Annotated in this window: 16 protein-coding genes and 1 pseudogene; 9 read left to right on the forward strand and 8 right to left on the reverse strand. The window is 71.5% G+C overall.

Annotation, left to right across the window (positions count from 1 at the left end; all coding sequences use genetic code 11):
- From F6X68_RS17405 to F6X68_RS17415, 3 genes are all read right to left on the reverse strand, one after another.
- Positions 1-1,410 (reverse strand): right-handed parallel beta-helix repeat-containing protein (locus F6X68_RS17405; protein ID WP_151455281.1); only part of this gene is annotated, 1,410 nt, incomplete at its 3' end.
- A 492-nt stretch (positions 1,411-1,902) separates the two neighbouring features.
- Positions 1,903-3,936 (reverse strand): hypothetical protein, encoded by a 2,034-nt coding sequence (locus tag F6X68_RS17410; RefSeq protein WP_151455282.1) that lies wholly within the window; start codon positions 3,934-3,936, stop codon positions 1,903-1,905.
- Between the two features lie 272 nt (positions 3,937-4,208).
- A complete protein-coding gene (locus F6X68_RS17415) occupies positions 4,209-5,690 on the reverse strand; it encodes an aminopeptidase P family protein (RefSeq protein ID WP_151455283.1) in 1,482 nt (493 codons plus the stop codon).
- A 314-nt stretch (positions 5,691-6,004) separates the two neighbouring features.
- On the opposite strand from F6X68_RS17415, the gene asnB reads away from it, so the two are divergent.
- Entirely contained in the window at positions 6,005-7,966 is a 1,962-nt protein-coding gene (gene asnB / locus F6X68_RS17420) for an asparagine synthase (glutamine-hydrolyzing) (RefSeq protein WP_151455284.1), read from the forward strand.
- A 198-nt stretch (positions 7,967-8,164) separates the two neighbouring features.
- Here the strand turns inward: asnB and F6X68_RS17425 are convergent.
- The 3 genes and pseudogenes from F6X68_RS17425 to F6X68_RS17435 all read right to left on the reverse strand — a co-directional run.
- Positions 8,165-8,486, reverse strand: a pseudogene (locus F6X68_RS17425) (cellulose binding domain-containing protein); the annotation flags it as partial.
- Positions 8,487-8,768: 282 nt separating this feature from the next.
- Positions 8,769-10,001: a hypothetical protein gene (locus F6X68_RS17430; RefSeq protein WP_151455286.1), complete on the reverse strand. Its 1,233-nt coding sequence runs from the start codon at positions 9,999-10,001 to the stop codon at positions 8,769-8,771.
- 365 nt (positions 10,002-10,366) lie between these two features.
- Positions 10,367-10,876, reverse strand: coding sequence for a DinB family protein (locus tag F6X68_RS17435; RefSeq protein ID WP_151455287.1), 510 nt, complete (start codon positions 10,874-10,876; stop codon positions 10,367-10,369).
- Between the two features lie 655 nt (positions 10,877-11,531).
- Between F6X68_RS17435 and F6X68_RS33570 the strand changes: the two genes are divergently transcribed.
- Both F6X68_RS33570 and F6X68_RS17445 read left to right on the forward strand, forming a co-directional pair.
- A complete protein-coding gene (locus F6X68_RS33570; protein WP_225852267.1) occupies positions 11,532-12,038 on the forward strand; it encodes a hypothetical protein in 507 nt (168 codons plus the stop codon).
- Positions 12,026-12,586 carry a hypothetical protein gene (locus tag F6X68_RS17445; protein WP_151455288.1) on the forward strand — a complete coding sequence of 187 codons (561 nt, stop codon included), beginning with the start codon at positions 12,026-12,028 and terminating at the stop codon, positions 12,584-12,586. Before F6X68_RS33570 ends, F6X68_RS17445 begins: the two co-directional genes overlap by 13 nt.
- A gap of 400 nt (positions 12,587-12,986) precedes the next feature.
- Here F6X68_RS17445 and F6X68_RS17450 read toward each other — a convergent pair whose 3' ends face one another.
- Complete coding sequence (locus tag F6X68_RS17450; RefSeq protein WP_151455289.1) at positions 12,987-14,009, reverse strand: AraC family transcriptional regulator; 1,023 nt, start codon at positions 14,007-14,009, stop codon at positions 12,987-12,989.
- 146 nt (positions 14,010-14,155) lie between these two features.
- Here F6X68_RS17450 and F6X68_RS17455 point away from each other — a divergent pair, with 146 nt between their 5' ends.
- The 5 genes from F6X68_RS17455 to F6X68_RS17475 all read left to right on the forward strand — a co-directional run bounded on the left by F6X68_RS17455 (position 14,156) and on the right by F6X68_RS17475 (position 18,602).
- Complete coding sequence (locus tag F6X68_RS17455) at positions 14,156-15,028, forward strand: NAD(P)H-binding protein (protein WP_151455290.1); 873 nt, start codon at positions 14,156-14,158, stop codon at positions 15,026-15,028.
- Between the two features lie 159 nt (positions 15,029-15,187).
- Entirely contained in the window at positions 15,188-15,979 is a 792-nt protein-coding gene (locus F6X68_RS17460) for a class I SAM-dependent methyltransferase (RefSeq protein WP_151455291.1), read from the forward strand.
- A gap of 54 nt (positions 15,980-16,033) precedes the next feature.
- Positions 16,034-17,035 carry a hypothetical protein gene (locus tag F6X68_RS17465; protein ID WP_151455292.1) on the forward strand — a complete coding sequence of 334 codons (1,002 nt, stop codon included), beginning with the start codon at positions 16,034-16,036 and terminating at the stop codon, positions 17,033-17,035.
- The gene (locus F6X68_RS17470) at positions 17,032-17,685 is read left to right on the forward strand and encodes a hypothetical protein (RefSeq protein ID WP_151455293.1); all 654 of its coding nucleotides are present in this window, start codon (positions 17,032-17,034) and stop codon (positions 17,683-17,685) included. The genes F6X68_RS17465 and F6X68_RS17470 overlap by 4 nt, the downstream gene beginning before the upstream one ends.
- A gap of 14 nt (positions 17,686-17,699) precedes the next feature.
- The gene (locus F6X68_RS17475; RefSeq protein WP_151455294.1) at positions 17,700-18,602 is read left to right on the forward strand and encodes an inositol monophosphatase family protein; all 903 of its coding nucleotides are present in this window, start codon (positions 17,700-17,702) and stop codon (positions 18,600-18,602) included.
- Between the two features lie 6 nt (positions 18,603-18,608).
- Here the strand turns inward: F6X68_RS17475 and F6X68_RS17480 are convergent, their stop codons facing one another.
- Entirely contained in the window at positions 18,609-19,841 is a 1,233-nt protein-coding gene (locus F6X68_RS17480) for an SLC13 family permease (protein ID WP_151455295.1), read from the reverse strand.
- A gap of 96 nt (positions 19,842-19,937) precedes the next feature.
- Here F6X68_RS17480 and F6X68_RS17485 point away from each other — a divergent pair.
- The coding region (locus F6X68_RS17485; protein WP_151455296.1) for a toll/interleukin-1 receptor domain-containing protein at positions 19,938-20,475 on the forward strand (538 nt) is incomplete at its 3' end.

Here is a 20,475-nt window from a genome sequence, read left to right on the forward strand (position 1 = left end):
GTCGTTGTACAGACCCCCGCCGCCCCCGCCTGCGGCGACGTTCTCCTTGATCACGCTGTGCTCGATCACGGCGTTGCTGCCTCCGCCGACGCCGACGCCGCCGGCCTCTCCGTCCGCGTAGTTCCTGGCGACCACGACCTTCTCCAGGGACAGCCTGCCGTCGCTGAAGGTGACCAGCCCGCCCCCGTCCGTGCCGGCGGTGTTGTCCGTGATCTCGCTCTGCGTGAGCACGATGTCGCCCCTGTTGTCGAAGACGCCACCGCCGATGGACGAGGTCCGGTTGTGGCTGATGGTGCTCTTCCACACCCAGACGGTGCCGCCGCCCACCGTCGTGCCGTTCGGGGTCGTGCCGTTGGCGATGCCGCCGCCGCCCAGCCGGGCGCTGTTCTTCGACACCTTGGACTCCTCGACCCGCAGCACCCCGACGGTGAAGATGCCGCCACCGAAGCCGCTGGCGCTGTTCTCCTCGACCGAGGTGTGGCGCAGGTTGGTGGTGCCGAAGTTGGCGATGCCGCCGCCGTTCCAGCCGGCGTGGTTCTGCACGATCCTGCTGTGCTCGAGGTCGGCACGACCGCCCCGCTGGACCAGGATGCCCGCTCCGTCGGCGCCGGTGGGCGCGGCCGTCGCGGTGCCGTCCGGCCGGGCCGTCGCTGCCTCGCCGGAACGAGCCGTCGGAGCGGCCGGCAGTTCGGAGGCGGCGGTGGCCGGGCCCTTGGGCGCCGCCATCGCCGGTCCACGGGCCGGTTCCGCCGCGGCTGCCGCAGCCTCTGTCGGCTTCGTGCGCCCGAACGAGCTGACCGGTGCCGGGACGGTCTTCGCGGCGACGGTCTGCCCGCCCTTGACGGTCACGTCCTTCAGCGTCAGGTGACCGCCGCTACCGACGTTCAGGATCCGGAAGCGCTCGGCCTCGGCCGCCCTGACGATCGCGGTGCCCTCGCCCTTGAGGACGATCGACTCCTTGATCACGGGCAGGCCGTTGCCGTACTCGCTGCGCGTCAGCTCGTACGTGCAGTGCCTGGCGAGTTTCAGCGTCGCGCCGTCGGTCCGGTTGGCGTGGATGATCGCCTGGATCAGCTTGTCGGTGTCGCAGGGCACCTCCGTCACCCGACCGTCGTTTCCGCGGTCCTTGTCGCCGCTCCAGTCGCCACCCGACCAGGCGTTCCCGCCCTCGGCGGCGGGGTTGCCGCCGGCCTCGTCGTCGGCCTTGCCGGCCTCGTCGTCGGCCTTGCCAGCGTCGCTGACGTTCTGCTTCGGGGCCGACGCCTGGGCGTCGGAGAGTCGCTCGGAGTCGCCGGACTTGTCGTCGCGGGCGGCCAGGCCGCCCAGCGCCGCCAGGCCGACGACGCCGGTCAGTCCGGCCACCCCGGCAGCCAGCCAGAGTTTGCGCCGCCCTCGCATCGGTGTGCCCACGGGCGGGCCACCGTCAGGTCTCGTTACGTCATCGGACATCAGAGCCTTCCGCCCTTTCCTGCTCTCACGGGGACCGCACCACGCAAGACGGCGCGATCAGCCACAAATGGGTTGCAGCCTCCGTGAATCACCGTATGAGAACGATCCTCGCGATGGTGCGTTATCCGAGTAATCCACACATTCGCCTCACGTCGGCTGTCGCTCCGCAGCGGGCCGCTACCGGGCAGGGACACCACCTGAGCAGCACAAACACCCGCAGGAGAGTCGACCGGCGCTCGCCGGCTCGGCGATTGCCTCAGCGAAGGCCCCCGCCCAGCTGACCGGCGACCGGCGCCACCAGGAGGGGCCGGCGTGTGAAGTTCCGGTTGCGGCCCGGCCGCCACCAGGACCAGGCCGTACGCGAAGTTCCCCCGCCGGCCCGGGGCAGGTCGTCGTGACGACCCTTCCCGGGCGGCGCCGGAACGCGCTGCGCAGCGCCGACTGTCCGCCCGCTCAGCCGAAGCAGTTCGGAACAGGGGTCGGGCTGCCCTCGCAGTTCGTGGGCTTGTTCCGGATGATCACCGTCTCGTCGTCGACGGTGACTCCGTCGTTGTCCGAGGAGACGCCTCCCGGCGCGAGGAGCGACGAGTTCTCCGTGATCCGTGACCTGATCACGGAGATCCTTCCGCCCTGGTTGTAGACCCCACCCGCGACCTGCAGGTCCACGGCGACCCGGTTCCGGTCGACCTCGCTGTGGAAGATGACCACCTGGCCGCTGTCGTTGGCGATACCGCCGCCGTTGCCCCGGGTCACGTTCTCGTTGACCTTGCTGTTCGAGATCGACAGTCCGCCGAAGACCGCGGCGAGGTTGGCGATGCCGCCACCGTCGCCGTCGGCGGTGTTGCCATGGACGGTGCTGTGCTGCACGTACATCGTCCCCGCGTTGCGGATGCCGCCGCCGCTCGCACCGCTCTGGTTGCCGAACACGTGGCTGCGCTTGACGGTCGTGGCGACGTTGGGGTTGCCGCCGCTCTGGATGCCGCCGCCCGAGCCCTCGGCGATGTTGTGCGAGATCGTGCTGTCGGTGACGACGGCGGAGGCGACGTTCTCCAGTCCGCCGCCGGTGTCGCCGCTCTGGTTGTGGCTCACCCGGACGCCCTCGAGGAAGAGCTGGCCGACATTGCGGATCCCGCCGCCGCTGCCCACGGCGGTGTTGTCGGTGACCTCGCTGCCGTGCCCGCCGTCCTCGCGGTCGTCGCCCCTGTCGTCCTTCTCGTTGTCCCGGCCGGGGCTGCCCGCGTCCCGGGCGGCCGAGGCGCCGCCAGCGGCCCCCGCCGTGGTCCCGTCCCCGGCGACCGCCTTGCCGTCGGCGTCCAGGCCGGCCGGGGCTTTGGTGTCGGTGCCGTCGGCGTCCAGGCCGGCGGGAGCCTTGGTGCCGGTGCCGGTGCCGGTGCCGGTGCCGTCGGCGTCCAGGCCGGCAGGGGCCTTGGTGCCGGTGCCGTCGGTGTTGAGGCCGCCGGGGGTCTTGGTGTCGGTGCCGTCGGTGTCCAGGCCGGCGGGGGCCTTGGTGTCCGGGCCGGCGGGAGCCTTCGTGTCCGTGCCCGCGGGATCCGTGGGCACGATGGGGGCTTCGGCGCCGGTGCTCGGGGCGGTGCGGCTGTCGGTCGACGGGGCTGTCCCGTCCGTGCCGCTGAGGTCGCCCGGGGTGGTGTCGTCGTGCCCCGTGCCGGCCGCGTCCTTCTCTCCGTCGGCGTGCTCCTTACCCTTGCCGTCCGGGCCGGTGGCGTGCGTGGACAGGATCCGGGTGACGCCGAAGTTCGTGACGCCACCGCCGGCGCTGCTGCTCTGGTTTCCGGTGATGCGGCTGTCGAAGATGGTCGCCCTGCCGCCCGCCTGCACCAGGAGGCCACCGCCGCCCAGCCCGGGCTGGGCGAACCCGCCCTTGACCGTGAGGTCGTGCAGGGTCAGGTCGCCGCCGACCCCCACGTTGAAGATCCGGAAGGCGGCGGCGTTCGTGGCGCGGAGGACGGTGGCGTTCTCGCCCTTGATCGTGACCGGTCGGACGATCTCCGGCAGGCCGTTCCCCTCCCGGCTCAGCGTCAGCAGGTACGTGCAGTCGCGCGCGAGCTTGAGCGTCCCTCCGTGACCGGCGTTCACCCGGTTGAGTTCGACGATCAGTTCGTCGGTGTCGCAGGGCACGTCCGTGACGTCCTGCTCCTTGTCGTTGCGTCCCTGCTCGTCCGGCCCCTTGCCGCTCGCTGTGGGGTCCTGTCCGCTGGGATTCATGCCGGCGGCTGCGGCGTCGACCCGGTCGTCCGGGCCCAGGGGGGCTGTAGCCTGCCCGGCAGCCTCGGTGAGCTGCCGGTCGACCACGTTCCCGAGGCTGCCCGTCGCGGATGCGCCCGGCAGCGTGACCACCCCCGTGGCCGCCAGGCCGACCGCGCCGGTCAGGCCGGCCACGCCGGTGGCGACCCACAGGACGCGCCGCTTCCGGCGACGCCCGCTCGGATGCCCAGCCCCGGTTGCTTCGGACTGATTGGTTGACATGTGCTCTCACCCACATCTTTCGTATCCAACGGGCACGTACCGCCGTAGGGGGCGTAACCAGCCCTGAATCGGTTAGACAGGTTCAGTGACAACATAAGTGAGCTGTCTTCACGATGAGGATGAAAGTGAGAGACCTGCGCTTTTCGGGCGATATGCGGGCGGATTCCGACGCCAGCTCCGCGCGGCGACAACGGCGCCGCCCGGGGCCGGACGGCGAACAGCCCGGCCGCGACGTGGGTCGCGCCGGGCTGCGGCGAGGATGCGGGGCGCGGTCAGTCCGGCAGGCGCGGACCCGCCTCGCGCTGCTCGGCCAGCCAGGTCTCCACCTCGTCGGCGGCGCGCGGCAGCCCGGCGGAGAGGTTCACCGCGCCGGTCGCGGTGACCAGGATGTCGTCCTCGATCCGGATGCCGATCCCGCGCAGTTCCTCGGGAACCAGCTCGTCCTCCGGCTGGAAGTAGAGCCCGGGCTCGACGGTGAGCACGTAGCCCTCGCCCAGCGTGCCGTCCCGGTACTTCTCCTTGCGGGCGTTCGCGCAGTCGTGCACGTCGATGCCGAGCATGTGGCTGGTGCCGTGCAGCGTCCAGCGCCGGTAGACCGTCGACCGCCCGTCCATGGCCTCGTCGACGCCCACCGGCAGCAGGCCCAGGTCGGACAGCGCCTGGGCGAGCACCCGCATCGACGCCAGGTGGACCTCCCGGAACGCCACGCCGGGGCGGATGGCGTCGATGCCGGCCTGCTGCGCGGCGTGCACGGCGTCGTAGACCTGGCGCTGGAGCGGGGTGAACCGGCCGTCGACCGGCAGCACCCGCGTGACGTCGGCGGTGTAGAGGTTGCGGTTCTCCACGCCCATGTCCATCAGCAGCAGCTCGCCCGGCCGGGTGGCGCCGTGGTTGTGCACCCAGTGCAGGATCGTGGCGTGCTCGCCCGCGCCGACGATCGAGCCGTAGCCGACGTCGTTGCCGTCGTGCCGGGCGCGCAGCGCGAAGATCCCCTCCAGCAGGCGCTCCGACACGCCCCGGTCCGCCGGCAGCGCCCGGGCCACGTCCTCGAATCCCCGGACGGTGGCGTCGACCGCGTCCTGGAGCTGGGCGATCTCCCACTCGTCCTTGACCAGCTTCAGCTCCGAGATGGCGATCGCCAGCTCCCGGTCGCGGGCCGGCTGGCCCTCGGCGCGGTGGCCGTCGTACGGGCGCACGGCCGTGTCCACCCGTGCGTCGAAGCCGCGCAGCACCCGGGTACGCCCCGGCGCCAGGTCGGCCAGCGTCGCGTCCAGCTCGGTCAGGTCCGCCGTGGGCAGACCCAGCTCGGCCGACTTCTCGGCCAGGGTGTGCCGCCGACCGACCCACAGCTCACCGTGCCGGCTGCGGAAGAACTCGTCGGTCCGCCGCGACGACCGGGGCCGCATGTAGAGGGTGGCGTCGTGGCCCGACCCGTTCGGCCGCAGCACGAGCACCCCGTCCGGGTCGTGGTCGCCGGTGAGGTAGACGAAGTCGCTGCCCGGCCGGAAGGGATGGTCGGTGTCGTTGGCACGTACCTTCTCGCCGCCGGTGGGAATCACCAGGGTCTCGCCCGGGAAGGCCGCCGAGAGCGCGGCCCGGCGCCTGGCGTGGTTCGGCACCTCGGGCCGCGGGCCGACCGGCAGGGTGGTGTCCCGCCAGCCCTGCCGCATGAACGCCAGGAACGCCTCGGGGAAGTCCGGGTCGTGCGACCCGGTGCCGTCCGCCGGCCTGCTGTCGGTACGTCCCTCGGTCATGCTCCGCCCCCTCCGTCTCCGCATCGTTGCAGGTCAGACGCTACCGCGCAGCGCGGCGGCCGGATCGCGCCGGGACAGGCGGTGGCCGGCGAGCCGGGCGGTGGGCGAGTCGGTCGCACGACGCTGTCGAGCTGAGTCGTTCGCGACATCGGGGGTTGCCCGAGTCGTCTACGACATCAGCTCGACAGCCTCCCGCAGGCGCATCCGGTCGGCAGCGACCCGGAACGCGTGCGACGCGCGGGCCGGGCAGCCTCGCGGCGTGGAGCCCAGCGGTGCTGCGACGCCCGCTCGGGCCGCGTGGAAAGATGGCGACCATGTGCGGACTCCTGGCCTTCTTCAGCGCGCGCGGCGACGCCGCCGCCCACCGCGACAACATCGCCGGGGCGTTGGAATGCCTGCACCACCGCGGACCGGACGAGACCGGTGTCGAGGTGGTCGGCGACGCCTCCGGCCGGTACGCGGACGGGGTGTTCGCGCACAAGCGGTTGGCGATCATCGACGTGGCCTCCAGCCAAGAGCCCCTGTCCTACGCGAACGGGCGCTACCTGCTCACCTTCAACGGTGAGATCTACAACTACATCGAGCTGCGCGAGGAGCTGATCCGGAGCTTCGGCGCGCAGTTCGCCACCGCCGGTGACGGCGAGGTGATCGTCGCCGGTTTCCACTACTGGGGCGAGCAGGTGCTCACCCGGCTGCGCGGCATGTTCGCCTTCGTCATCTGGGACCGGCAGGAGCGCCGCGCGTTCGGCGGCCGGGACTACTTCGGCATCAAGCCGCTGCACTACCTGGAGACCGCCGACGGCCTCTACCTGGCCTCGGAGAAGAAGGCGCTGCTGCCCTTCGCGCACTCCAACTACCAGGGCGACGCCGGCATCGACACGGCCAACCTCAGCCACTACCTGACCCTGCAGTACGTGCCCGAGCCCGGCACCCTGCACAAGGGCATCAGCCGGATCGGCTCGGGTGAATACCTGACCTGGACCCCGGGCGGGCGGATCGACGTGCGCCGGTGGTACCGGCCGGTGTTCCGGCCCACCCCGGTCGACGACGAGCAGCGGCTCTACCACGAGATCCGGGAGACGCTGCGGGAGAGCGTCCGGATGCACATGCGCTCCGACGTGCCGGTCGGCTCGTTCCTCTCCAGCGGCATCGACTCGACCGCGGTGGTCGCCCTGGCCCGGGAGTTCAACCCGAACATCCTGACCTTCACCGTCGGCTACGACGTTCCGGGCTACTCGGAGATCGACGTCGCCCAGGACTCGGCCCGCCACCTCGACGTGACGACCATCCCGACCAAGATCGGGCCGTACGACATGATCGAGGCGCTGCCGAAGATCGTCTGGCACCTGGACGACCCGGTGGCCGACCCGGCCCTGGTGCCCCTCTACTTCGTGGCGAAGAAGGCCGCCGAGCACGTCACCGTGGTGCTCTCCGGCGAGGGCGCCGACGAGTTCTTCGGCGGCTACACCATCTACCGCGAGCCGCTGTCGTTGAGCTCGGTCAACGGGCTGCCCGACGGGGTGCAGAAGGGGCTGCGGGCGGTCTCCAAGGCCATCCCGCAGGGCGTGAAGGGCAAGAGCTTCCTGGAGCGCGGCACCACCCCGATCGAGCAGCGCTACTACGGCAACGCCCGGATGTTCACCGAGGAGGAGAAGCAGCACCTGCTGCGCCGCTACGACCCCTCGGTCCGCTACACCGACGTCACCGCGCCCATCTACGCCGAGTGCACCGAGCTCGACGACGTCACCAAGATGCAGTACGTCGACCTCTACACGTGGCTGCGCGGCGACATCCTGGTCAAGGCCGACCGGATCTCGATGGCGCACTCGCTGGAGGTGCGGGTGCCCTTCCTGGACCGGGCGGTGTTCGACGTGGCGTCCAGGATCCCGGTGGACCTCAAGCTCCCGCCCCGCTCCGACGCCACCAAGTACGCGATGCGCCAGGCGTTGCAGGGCGTGGTGCCGCCGGCCATCGTCAACCGCAAGAAGCTCGGCTTCCCGACCCCCACCCGGGTCTGGCTGCGCGGCGAGATGTACGAGTGGGCCCGGCACGTGCTGTCCACCTCCGGCGCCGGCGACCTGCTCGACCTGTCGTACGCGATGCGGCTGCTGGAGGAGCACAAGCGGGAGGAGGCCGACCACTCCCGCAAGGTGTGGACGGTGCTCATCTTCTGCATCTGGCACGCCATCTTCGTCGCCAAGACCCTCGACCCGGGCATCCAGCGCAACCAGTCCGCCCTGCTCACCAAGCCCGTGGTCGGCTCCATGGTCCGCTGACCCGGCCACTGCAACCCGGGCCCCGCGCCTGGCCGGCGGCCACGGTGTCGACCAAGAGGTTTGCGTCCCCAGAGTCGTTCCCGGGGACGCAAACCTCTTGATCACTTCAGGGGTCCGAACCTGGGCGCAGGGTCGGGGTTGGGGCTCAGCGGCCGGAGCAGGTGACCGTGGGCAGGGTGTTGGTGCCGTTGGTGGTGGCGACGAAGCCGAAGGTCACGGAAGCGCCCGGGGCGACCGTGCCGTTCCAGGACCGGTTGGTGAAGGTGTGGCGCTGGCCGCTGCTGGTCAGCAGCGCGTCCCAGTACGTTCCGACGGTGGTGCCGGCGGGCAGGTCGAACTCCAGCCGCCACGAGGTGATCGTGCTGCTTCCGGAGTTCGTGATCCGGTAGCTGCCCTCCCAGCCGGAGCCCCAGTCGTTCACCTTGGTGAAGCTCGCGGTCGGTGCCGCTGCCGCGCCGGCGGTGCCGGTCAGGGTCAGTGGTGCCAGCGCCACCGCCGCCAGCAGGCCGACGGCCAGGATCGTTCTGCCGCGAAGTCGCACGGGGCACCTCCGGTGGTCGGGGAGGGAATCTAGTGCCATCGAACTATAAAGATACTTAAGTATTAGTGCAACGAGATCCGACCCCGGTCGGTCGCGGCTCCGGTCACGGGCTCGAGGTGTGCGGACCGCCGCCCGCTACCGCCGCAGCCGCCCGTACCGTGGTTGCTCTCCCCGACCTCACTGCGCGACATCGGCCGATGGTGCGGTGCCGTCGGTCCGCGGCGGCGCGGACCGACGGCATCGCTCGTCCACCAGTGGCGGTCAGCCCGGCAGGGCCACCTGTGCCGGGGTCGACCGGTGGGTGGTGGTGCCGTCGCCGAGCTGCCCGAACGAGTTGTCGCCCCAGCACCACAGGCTGCCGTCGGCGCGCATCGTGCAGGCGTGGTAGGACGCGGCGAGGCTGTCCGTCCAGGTGGTGGCGGCACCGACCCGGGTCGGGGTCGACCGGTGGGTGGTGGTGCCGTCGCCGAGCTGCCCGGACGCGTTGTTGCCCCAGCACCACAGGCTGCCGTCGGTGCGCGTCGCGCACGACGAGTCGATGCTCGTCTCGACCCTTGCCCAGGTGGTGCCGGTGCCGACCTGCAGTGGGGTGGTCTGGAAGCCGAGGCCCCCGCCCACCTGGCCGTACCCGTTCTCGCCCCAGCACCACAGCGTCCCGTCGGCGCGGACCGCGCAGGTGTGCACGTACCCGGCCGTCACGCCGGTCCACGTGGTCGCGGTGCCCACCTGCGTCGGCGTCGCCCGGTAGTCCCGGATGCCGAGACCGAGCTGCCCGTCCGAACTGCTGCCCCAGCACCACAGGGTCCCGTCGGTGCGGGTGGCGCAGGTGTGCGCGTACCCGGTCGTGACGCTCGCCCAGGTGGTCGCCGTGCCGACCTGCACCGGGGCGGTCGCCTGATAGGGGGTCACGCCGGTGCCGAGCTGCCCGTGGCGGTTCTGGCCCCAGCACCACAGGGTGCCGGTGGTCTGGACGGCGCAGGTGTGGTTGGTGGCGGTGCTGACGCTGGCCCAGGTGGTGCCGTCGCCGATCCGTACGGGGCTGCTCCGTTTCGTGGTCGTCCCGTCGCCGAGCTGCCCGTTGTTGTTGCTGCCCCAGCACCACAGCGTTCCCTCCGTGCGTACCGCACAGGTGGTGCTGATGCTGGCGTCGATGCGCGCCCAGGTGGTGGCGTCGCCGATCCGGACCGGAGTGGTTCGGTCCGTGCTGGTCCCGTCGCCCAGTTGGCCGTAGAAGTTGTTGCCCCAGCACCAGAGTGCACCGTCGGTGCGGATCACGCAGGTGTGCAGATTGCCCGCGGCGACCCGGGACACCGGCCCGGCGGCGACCGAGGCGTTCGGCGTGCCCCGCTCGGCAGAGCTGACGCCCGCCGTGGCTGCGCCCGCCGTGACTCCGATGGCCAGCGCGGTGATCCCGACAGCGGCCGCTGCCGCGACGGCGGCTCGGGCTGCCCGCCTCCACCGCGTCCGTAGCCGCCCCACCCGATTCTCGTTCATGATCTGCTCTCCCTGGACATCGTCGGTTCCGTACGGTGGAGGCGGCGTTGCCCCGACAGGTCGCCAGCGACCTTCACATCGATGAAACTCTACATTGATATACGTCAGTCAACTCGCTCGGGCTTCGCCGACCGGCCGCTTCCTGGCGGCCCGGCGCCCTGGTGGGGTGGCGGCCGAGGACGTCGCGTGGGTGCCGGAGTCGGGCGAGCGGATCATCGGTCCCCCCTGGCTGGCCTGACGTCGGGCCGGCAACCGCGAGCCGGCCAAGCTGGCGGGAGCAGGTCGTCCCACCATCTGCTCGGTGTTCGACGGCGCCCGCCAGGCCGACCTCCGGACCACTGCGTCGACGACGCAGTCCCGATGACCTAGCGGGATGCCTCCGACCGCGCGGCGCGGCGGATGTCGAGCAGGTGGTGTTCGCCCTCGTGGATGGTGTGTCGGCCGAGCCACAACAGCGTGCGGGCCTGCGGTCGCGGCCACGGGTAGACCCCGGTGCGGGCGAGTTCCGCAGGACCGAGCACGCCGAACCGGGCGGCCAGGTCGTCGGCGGCCGCGCCCAGCGCCGCCAGCACGGTCGCGGGATCCTGCTCGTTGTACGCCGCCGCCACGGCGCGCTCGTCGCGTCCCATCGGGGCGAACTCCGGCTCCTCGACGCGCAGCGCCAGCGCGAGGCGTTCGGCCTGCACGCCGAGCACGTCGCGGACGTGGCAGGCGTACTCCAGCGGCGACCACACCCCCTCGGCCGGTCGCCGGCGCACCTGCCGCACCTCGGCGAGGGCGGCTGAGTATCGCCCGCCGAGCGTGCGCAGGAACGGCGGCAGTTCGTCGGCGGAGACGCCGGCATAGTCGAAGCCGCACTCGTCGCACCGGTCCACAGACCGAGACTAGCGGCGTTGCCGTCCGCCGTCACGCCCCCACGGGCGCCACGCGGCGGTCGGGTAGGGGCCCGCCCGGAAACGTGGCGCCAGCGCCGCCGGCAGCCGCCACAGTCCGGGCTCACCCGGTCGGGCGGTCGGTCCGGCGGTCCGCCCGGGACGGCGGGGAGGGCACGGTACGGCCGGCGCGGAACGGCCCACTGCACAGGTCCCTCGGCGTACCCGCGATCCGGCGCTGCCCGGCCCGTCCACCCGGTTCTGCACCACCGCCCAGGCCACCTGCGAGCCGGCCGGCGCGTTCGGCAGCGACCAGCTCTACGGCGACGCCGGCAACGACGGCGTCTGGGGTCAGGACGGCGACGACGCCATCCGAGGCGACGACGGCGACGACGACCTCTTTTGAGCACCAGGTGGCCCATGGGCTCGGCGGGGGGTGGCTGGTCGTTGGGCAAGATCGCCATCTCGCTCTGGCGCCAACCCGTGCCACCTGGTCATGACCGGCATCATGTTTCAGGTACCAGCCGCCCGACAGATCCAATACTCTGCGTCACCGTCTTGTGACCCCTTGCATTGCCCTTGGTTGATCGTTAGGTTCGTTGACAACCATCGATCAACTGGAGGATGGATGTCAGGGAACGGGCTTCGATCGGCGCGGTTGGCCGCCCTTGTGGCGGCCTCGATGCTGGCTGCCACGGGGGGATTCGCATCAGCGGCGGCGGCCGATGTGGGGCCATTGGATCACTGCACGTCGGTCGATGGCGGGGAGCTGGTCTACGACGACCTCACCAAGTACAACAACTCGTTGTCGCACGCGGTGAATCAGTGGAACTCGCTGAACCCGATCAACGTCAAAGCTGATACGGCTTCGACCTACGCGGACGTCGACGTGTCCGACTACACCTCTTCGAGCGACAGTCGGGCGGGCTGGTTCGACTGCAGCACGGGCGCGGACGACATCAAACTGAACACGCACCACATGGACGGCTACAACGAGTCGCAGAAGCACGCCGTCATGACCCACGAGTTCGGGCATTCCCTCAAGCTCGGCCACGGGCCGGAGATCGCGGTGATGGACTCGTGCCCGGCCTGTTACAACCCGAACATGAGCAACAACCTGCAGTCGTGGGACATCAGCTCGTATCACAGCGTATGGGGGTACTGATCATGAACCGCCGCCTTGTTCGACCGCTGGTCGCAGGCGCCGCCGCTGTCGCGGTGGCCTCTGGCGGGTGGTTGGCCTATGACTCGCTGCGCGCGGGTGAAACGCACTCGGTGCACGCGTCCTACGCGTTCGACGTGAAGGATGAGACGAAGGTGGCGGGGTTCGCCGACTACGTCGTCGTCGCGACGGTGGACCGTATCGCCGAGGTGCAGGAGCGCGATGGCACGCCCTACACCGTCTTCGAGGTGACCGTGGACAAGACCCTCAAGGGCGATCCGGTCAAGACGCTGCGGGTGGTCCAGCTGGGTGGAACCCTCGGTAAGGACACCTGGCGGGTGGAGGGTGAGCCCCTGCTGCGGCCCGGCACGACCTACGTGCTGGCGGCGAAGACGGAGCAGGGGCGTGGGACGCACCAGCTGGTGGGCGGGGCGGACTTCCCGGCCGTTGACCGGGCCGCAGCCCGTGCCGGGGGGTCGGCCCCGGTGGCCGAGTGGGAGACCAGCGTCGACCGCCAGCGGTGGCCCGACGAACTCCCCAAGAGTTCCTGACCGCCGTCCTTCGGCCGGGCCCATTTGGCCTGCCGCCCCGGTCCCGGAGCGGCAGGCCAAATGCTGTCCTGGCGAGGAGTTCTCCGGCAAGCGGTGCGCCGGGTGTTCGCTTCGTAGAGCCAGGAGGCGTTCATGGCGGGCCACGTCGAGGCGTTCCGGGTGCTGGGTGGGGTGCCGAACCGGCACATCCGCTACGACGGTGGGGGGCGTTCCCAACTGTCGAAGATCGGTTGTTGACAATGCTGTCCCACGAGTGTGAGAGGCGTTTGAACCTCGTTACTTGCGGCGTACGCCTCGGTTTATTGAGGTCTCGTTTCCATGCTCGGCGGCGTTGGTCCCCGGGACGGCGGAAATTCCTCGGGGGACTGTGCTCAGATGGGCAGAAGTCGAAACTGCTGGGTCAACCAGTCGCCGCACTCGTCGACGAGTAGGCGGTCGAGACACTTCCCGTCTGCTGGCTGGGGGCGGGGAGTGTCCGTCGTGCCGCTCCGGGTGGAGAGCCCACCACACGCTTGAACGCTCGGGCGAACGCGGCCTCGGAGCGGTAGCCGAAGCGGTTGGCGAGTTCGGCCACGGTGGCGCCCTCGTCGCGTAGCGCCGTCGCGGCCAGGTGCATCCGCCAGCGGGTCACGTAGCTCATCGCGGGTTCGCCGACCAGTTCGGTGAAGCGTGCGGCGAAGGCTGAGCGCGACATCGGGATCTGGTCGGCGAGCGAGGCGACGGTCCAGTTCCGGCCGGGTTCACGGTGGATGAGGGAGATCGCGCGGCCGATCAGTGGGTCTCGCAGGGCCCCGAGCCAGCCGGACCGGGCGGCCGGGTCGTTCTCCAGCCACGCGCGTAGCGCCTGCACGACGAGCACGTCGGAGAGGCGGGTGATCACCGTCTCGCCGCCGGGGCGCAGCCCGTCGGCCTCGACCGCCATCAGTCGCAGGGTGGACTGGATCCAGTCGAGCCGGGCGGGGTCCGTCGCCGGGTCGAGGACGAGGATCTGTGGCAGCAGGGCCAGCAGCCTTCCTGCCGCCGGGTGGTCGGAGCGTACGGCTCCGCAGACCATGTCGATGCGCTCGCCGCCGCCGCCGTGGCGGAGGATCTCGTAGCGCTCGCCGAGCTGTTCGCGCTCCAGCTCGAAGATGCTCGGTGTCGGCGCGTCGGGTTCGCTGCGCAGCCGGTGGCCCTGGCCGTGCGGGACGAGGGCCAGTTCGCTCCCGGTGAGGCGGCGCGGCTGTGCCCCTGGCGCGTCGAGCCAGCAGCTCCCACGCGTGATGACGTGGAACCAGAGGTGGTCCTTGAGTGGCGGAAGCTCGAGCCCGAACGGGGCGGTGAACTCCGAACGGCAGTAGAACGCACCCCGCAGCTCGAGGAAGTGCAGCGCCTCGCCGAGCGGGTCGGCGGCCGAGGGCCAGGGGGCACGTTCGTCGGGCATGCCGCAAGTGTGCCAGGAGCAACGCACCGACGATCCAGACCGGCTGGACGAAAGAGCATGTAATGCGGACAGGAAGTCATAGTCAGTCCCTGAAGCCCGGCGGATGCTGGACGCATGGCAAGACATACCGACTGAGGGGGACTGACATGATCGCCGTGATGGGGGCGACCGGGAACACCGGTCGCAAGGTCACCGAACTGCTGCTCGAAGCCGGCGAGGAGGTCCGGGCGCTCGGCCGCTCGCCGGAGCGGCTCGCCGAGCTGGCCGCGCTGGGGGCCGCGACGGCCGTCGGTGACGCCCGCGATGCCGACCACCTGGCGAGCGCCTTCGCCGGCGCCGACGCGGTCTACACGCTCACCGCGTTCGACCCGACCCTGCCCGACTACCACGCCGACCAGGACCGACGCGGGGAGGCCATCGTCTCGGCGATCCGGAGGAGCGGGGTACGCCACGTGGTCGCGCTCAGCTCGATCGGCGCGGAGCTGGCGGACGGTAACGGATTCATCGCCAGTCTGCACCGGCAGGAGCAGCGACTGCGGACGCTCGACGGTGTCGACGTCCTGCTCCTGCGTCCCGGTGCCTTCTTCGAGGGCTTCCACTCGGCGCTGGAGACGATCCGCCATGAGGGAGTCGTCGCCGACTCCGTCACGCCCCACGCGAAGGTACCGATGATCGCCACGGCCGACGTCGCGGTGGCCGCCGCCGGGGCGCTGCGCGAGCGGAACTGGAGCGGCGTGGTCGTCCGCGAGCTGATCGGCCCCCGCGACCTCACGTACGCAGAGGTGGCGACCGCGATCGGTACGGCGATCGGCCGCCCGGACCTTCGGTACGTCCAGCTGTCCGACGAGGAGATGGCGGCGATCCTCACCGGGACCGCCGGGTTCTCGCCCGACTTCGCCGCCCTGCTCGTCGAGTTCAACCAGGCGCTCAGCGCCGGTCGACTGCGTCCGATCGAAGGCCGCAACGAGGGCAACACGACTCCGACCTGGTTCGAGGAGTTCGCCGCCACGCTGCGGTAGCGGTGGCGGCTGAAGGGCGCGTCGCCGGCGCCCTCGGCCGCCCCGCGCTTCCCGCTGCGGCTGCGGGCACCGTCGCGGCGGTCACGCCACGCGACGCCGGGTGGTGCGAGTCTGGAGGTGGTCGCCGTCGCCGAAGGTGGCGCCGCAGCGGAGGGTGCGATGGCCGAGCCACCGACCGGGGCCCCGTCGGGCAGCGCACAGGCGCACGGGCGGCGCGCCAACCGGCGAAGCTACCACGACGGTGTGCAGGTCAACGGGTACGTCGACGACCCGTACCACCGGGTCCGCCGGGCGGTCGCGGCCCGGTTGATGGTCGACGACATCCGTGGGGGAGAGCCGGTGCTCGAGTTGGGCTGTGGTCCGTGCAGCACGGTCGACCCGGCGGAGCTGCCCGTGCCGCTCGTGGTGGCGGACATGGCCGAGGCCGCGCTGGGTGCGGCCCGCCGGGCCGCCGCCGGTCGGGCGCTGCCGGTCTGCCTGGACGCCACCTGCGCTCTGCCGTTCCGCACCGGCAGCTTCTCCGGGCTGCTGACCGGTGAGTTGATCGAGCACGTCTACGACCCGGTGGCGTTGCTGCGGGAGTGTCACCGGGTCCTCGCCCCGGGTGGGCTGCTGGTGCTCACCACGCCGAACCTGGCGACCGTCCAGGACCGGCTGGCGTTCCTCGCCGGCCGCGCACCCCGCCAGGTGGACCCGCTGCACCCCTACCTCTGGTTGCACATTCGTCCGTTCACCGCGTCGCTGCTGCGGCGGGTGCTGCGGCGGGCCGGGTTCGCACCGCTGGCGCTGCGGTCCAACCACGTCGGGTGGCGGCTGCCCGGCGGACGCTGGGTCACCTCCCGGCTGCTCGCCCGGCTCGCGCCGGGGCTCGGCGGCTCGCTGATCTGCGCCGCCCGGCGGCTGGACGGACCACCTTCGCCGCAGGGCGCGGGACTCGGGAGCAGTGCGTGATCAGCCATTGACATAGGGCTATCATGAGGGCTCCGTCGTCGACCGGGAGATGTCATGGCCGGCCTTCTCACCTGGGTCGTCAGGAATCTCGACGCGTTCATCGGGCTGCTCCTGGCACTGACCGTCGCGACCCTCGGGCTCAACAACGGCGTCAGCCAGGACGTGGTGAACAGCGCAATCCTGCTCGTGCTCGGCCTGCTCGCCCAGGCGCTGCTGCGCGACCGGCTGCGCCGGGAGACCGCCGAGCGCGAGGTGCGGCAGGTCATCCGGGACACCCGGGACCGGCTCGCGGAGCTGGTGCCGCAGATGGGCGAGATAACCGGTCCGGAGGGGGCGCTGAACCGGGCCCGGGAGGCGATCGACAGCATCTCCATGGTCCGCGTCCTGCACGGCAGCGAGGTCGGGCAGGCCCTGGCCGAGGCCCGTCGGCACACCGACCGGTGGAACTTCAAGGGCGGCACCGGCACCTACACCCGGGCGGTCACCCTGCCCGACTGCCTGGAGCACGCTCGTCGGCGTAACGCCACCCTGCACTTCGCCATCGAGATCATCGACCCGACCGACGAGGAGGTCTGCGAGCGGTACGCACGGTTCCGGCGCAGCCTCGCCCCCGACGAGCCAGGCGAGCGGTGGACCGTCGACCGCACCCGCAAGGAGTCCTACGCCACCGTGCTGGCCGCCTGTTGGCACCGGCAGCGCTCCGGGCTGCTCACCATCGACGTCCGGGTCTCCGCGCAGATGACCACCTTCCGCTACGACCTCTCCTCGAGCTGCGTCATCGTGACCCAGGAGAATCCGCAGACCCCGGCTCTGCGGATCGACCGCGGGGAGCTCTACTACAACCGCTACAACATCGAGTTGCAGTACAGCCGTGAACAGAGCCGGCGGGTGCCGATCGAGGCTGCCGGGCAGGTCAGGCTCGACGACGAGCCCTCCGTGGAGCAGGTTCGCCGCCTGTTCACCGCGCTCGGGCTGCCACTGCCCCGGTCCTTCGGCGACCGCGAGGTCGCCGACATCGTGGGCCGGGCCATCCAGGCGAGGAACCCGTACGCATGATGAGCTACGCCGACCTCGAACGTGAGATCGACCGGGGCACCCGGCCGGAGCTGCTCCGCGACTGGGTGTCGGGCGTCCTCGACGACGTCGCCGAGGGGCAGCGGCCGTTGCTGGCCGTACGGCACCCACTCGGCTTCACCTGCCTGCCGGTGAGCCGTACCGGCGCCGACGGGATCTGCGTGCACGCCTGGCCGGCCGAGCCGCCGACCGTCCAACCGACCACGTCCACCGTGCACTCGCACAGCTGGGACCTGCTCAGCCACGTGCTGCACGGTCGGGTCCGCAACGAGCTCATCGAGGTGACCGAGGCGTCCGCCGACCCCGCCTGGCGGGTGTACGAGGTGCACAGCCGGGGCGACGTCGACGAGTTGGCGGCCACCGACCGGCTGGTGACGGCGGCGACCGTCACCGTGGAGACGTACGGCGCAGGCAGCTCGTACGCGCTGCGCGCCGGCGGCTTCCACACCTCGGAGGTGGACCCGGGGCAGCCGGCGGTGACCGTGGTGCTCGGCCGGGCCGCGCCCGGCTTCTGCGACCTGAGCCTCGGCGCCGTGGGCGGACACCGCCACCGGATACGCCGGGACCGCTGCGACGCGGCGGAGACCGCTCGGATGGCGCGGCAGATCGCTCGACTGGTGGCACGGGGCTGAGGGGTGGAGGAACCATGGACGTGCAGCCGGGCAGACCCGGGCCGGACCTGCGTGAGGCACACCGGTTCGCGGTGGAAGCCGCGCAGGCCGCCGGGCGGCTGGTGCGCCGAGGCACCCGGGGCGAGTTGCACGCTCGGGCCAAGAGCGCGTCCGGTGACCTGGTCACCGACCTGGACCTGGCCGCCGAACGGCTGATCGTCGGCCGGATCCGGGCCCGCTGGCCGGAGCACGGCGTGATCGCCGAGGAGGGCGGGGAGTACGCCACCAACGACTCCTGGGCGTGGCTGGTGGACCCGCTCGACGGCACCAACAACGTGGCGATCGGGCTACCCGCGTACGTGGTCGGGATCGCACTCTGCGACCGGGGCTCGCCGGTGCTCGGGGTGGTGCACGACCCGGTCGCCGGCCGCACCTGGTCGGCCGTCCGTGGTCAGGGCGCCTTCGTGCACATCGACGGCCCGGCCGGGCAGCCGCTGCGCACGCGGCACCGGCCGGTGCCGCCGGCGCCGGTGCTGGCCTGGACCCAGGGATACGAGGTACGCCGGGACGACAGCACCGCCCGGGCCCTCAAGGTGGTGCTCGACTCCACCGCGCGGCGGGTGCTGCAACTGTGGGCGCCGCTGCTGTCCTGGGTGATGCTGGCCCGGGGCGACATCGACGGCATCGTCGGCTACCGTCCGGAGGCGGTCGACCTGCCGGCCGGGATGCTGCTGGCAGCGGAAGCCGGCATGGTGGTCCGGGCCCTCGACGGCGGCTGCTTCGACGACCGGTACGGGGGCCCCGCCGAGCGGCGCAGCTTCGTCGCCGGCCCGCCGGAGACGATCGACCGGCTGGTCAAGCTGGTGACCGCGGCACAGTGGATCGAGCCGAAGGTCCGCCACCTCACGCCGATCAGCCTGACCACCGTCGGTTGGTGAGGCCGGTCAGCCCGACGGGGTGACCAGCAGGGCGGCGACGCTGGCGGTGGTGGCCAGGGCGGCGAGGACGGCGCTGGTGGCCACGAACCGCCCCAGCGGGACCGCGACCCCGGCGGCCCGGCAACGCTCATACCAGATCAGCGTGGCCAGCGACGCCCACGGGGTGGCGAGCGGGCCGACGTTGGTGCCCACCAGCAGGGCCAACAGCTGGGTGTGGTGGTGCACGGCGATGACCGCCTCCCCGGCCACGTACGCGGGCAGGTTGTTGACCACGTTGGCGAAGAGGGCGCCGACGGCGCCGGCCCGCAGCGCGCCCTCGGCCCCGGGGTCGTCGCCGATCAGCGCACCCATCACGGTGTCCAGCCCGAGCCGACCGATGGTCTGCACCACCAGGAACAGCCCGGTGACGAAGACCAGCAGCCGCCAGGGGACCAGGTGGAGTCTCAGGCTGCCCCGGGCGCGGACCGCGAATCCGGCGACCAGGATCGCGGCGGCGACCCCGGCGGCGATTCCGATCTCGACCTCGGCGAGGATCCCGGTGACGAACAGCAGGCAGGCCACGAGCGCGGTGCGGTAGAGCACGGGGTCGGACGGCACGTGCGGCGGCGGTGGCACGAACGGGTCGGCGCCGGCCCGCGCCGGCCGCCAGTACCACCACCAGAGCAGCAGCATGGTGATCGCGATGGCGACCAGTTGCGGCCACCACATCCGGGCCGCCCACGGCAGTGGGGCCAGCCCGATCCGGTCGCTGGCCAGGATGTTGGTCAGGTTGGACACGGGTAGCAGCAGGCTCGCCGTGTTGGCCAGCCAGACCGTGGTCATCGCCAGCGGGACCGGCGGCACACCGAGCTTGCGGGCCAGAGCGATCATCACCGGGGTGAGCAGGACAGCGGTGGTGTCCAGGTTGAGCGCGATCGTGGTCACCGAGGCGAACCCGACGCAGAGCCAGAACAGCGCGCGGAAGTCGCCTCGCGCGGTGATCGCCATCCGGGCGGCGAGCGCGTCGAAGACCCCGGCCACCGCGGTCAGCTCGGCCAGCACCACCACGGCGCCGAGGAAGATCAGGATCGGCAGGATCCGGCGTACGGTGGCCTCGGCGTCCGCGCGGGGGAGGAGGCCGGTCAGGACGCAGAGGACGCCGCCTGCGAACAGGCCGATCGCGATCCAGTCCAGTACGTGCAGCCGACCCCAGGAGGATCGGTCCGGGGCGGCCGACGGCAACTCGCCGGTGGTGTCCACAAGGCACGATCCTCGCACACCGTCGCCCGCCGGGTTGCGACCGACTCGACCGCGCATGGTGGCGACGGGTTGACCCTGAGTGGTCATAATGGCGGGGTGGCTGTAGGCGCGCAACCGACCCGGTCCGACCGCCCCATCGACTTCTTCGTCAGCTACTCGCCCGCCGACGAGCGCTGGGCGACGTGGTTGGCGTGGGAGTTCGAGGCCGCCGGCTACCGCACGATGCTCCAGGCGTGGGACTTCGTGGCCGGCACCAACTTCATCGACTTCATGGACCGGGGGGTCCGGGAGGCTGCGGTCGTGGTGGCCGTCCTGTCCGAACGCTACCTGCACTCCACGTACGGCAAGCTCGAGTGGCAGGCGGCGCTGCGCGCCGATCCGGACGGCACCGGCAACAAACTGGTCACCGTCCGGGTGGAGGACTGCCCGATCGACGGCCTGCTCGCCACCATCACGTACGTCGACCTGGTCGGGGTCACCGACCCGGTGCAGGCGCGTTCCCGGGTGCTGGACCGGATCCGGGAGGCGCTCGACGGCCGCGCGAAGCCCGTCCGGCAACCCGCCTTCCCGCACCATCCGGCCGACCCGGCCGGGGTGCTCTCCGCGCCCGTGGCCGGCCCGCCCGCGCCCCGCC

Source organism: Micromonospora sp. AMSO12t (assembly GCF_008806585.1).
Classification (GTDB): domain Bacteria; phylum Actinomycetota; class Actinomycetes; order Mycobacteriales; family Micromonosporaceae; genus Micromonospora; species Micromonospora reichwaldensis.

Coding starts and splice junctions, on each gene's coding strand:
- asnB (WP_151455284.1), top strand. CDS start 6,005: ATGTGCGGACTCCTGGCCTTCTTCAGCGCGCGCGGCGACGCCGCCGCC.
- F6X68_RS17465 (WP_151455292.1), top strand. CDS start 16,034: ATGGCCGGCCTTCTCACCTGGGTCGTCAGGAATCTCGACGCGTTCATC.
- F6X68_RS17415 (WP_151455283.1), bottom strand. CDS start 5,690: ATGACCGAGGGACGTACCGACAGCAGGCCGGCGGACGGCACCGGGTCG.
- F6X68_RS17455 (WP_151455290.1), top strand. CDS start 14,156: ATGATCGCCGTGATGGGGGCGACCGGGAACACCGGTCGCAAGGTCACC.
- F6X68_RS17460 (WP_151455291.1), top strand. CDS start 15,188: ATGGCCGAGCCACCGACCGGGGCCCCGTCGGGCAGCGCACAGGCGCAC.
- F6X68_RS17445 (WP_151455288.1), top strand. CDS start 12,026: ATGGGGGTACTGATCATGAACCGCCGCCTTGTTCGACCGCTGGTCGCA.
- F6X68_RS17450 (WP_151455289.1), bottom strand. CDS start 14,009: ATGCCCGACGAACGTGCCCCCTGGCCCTCGGCCGCCGACCCGCTCGGC.
- F6X68_RS17470 (WP_151455293.1), top strand. CDS start 17,032: ATGATGAGCTACGCCGACCTCGAACGTGAGATCGACCGGGGCACCCGG.
- F6X68_RS17430 (WP_151455286.1), bottom strand. CDS start 10,001: ATGAACGAGAATCGGGTGGGGCGGCTACGGACGCGGTGGAGGCGGGCA.
- F6X68_RS17410 (WP_151455282.1), bottom strand. CDS start 3,936: ATGTCAACCAATCAGTCCGAAGCAACCGGGGCTGGGCATCCGAGCGGG.
- F6X68_RS17475 (WP_151455294.1), top strand. CDS start 17,700: ATGGACGTGCAGCCGGGCAGACCCGGGCCGGACCTGCGTGAGGCACAC.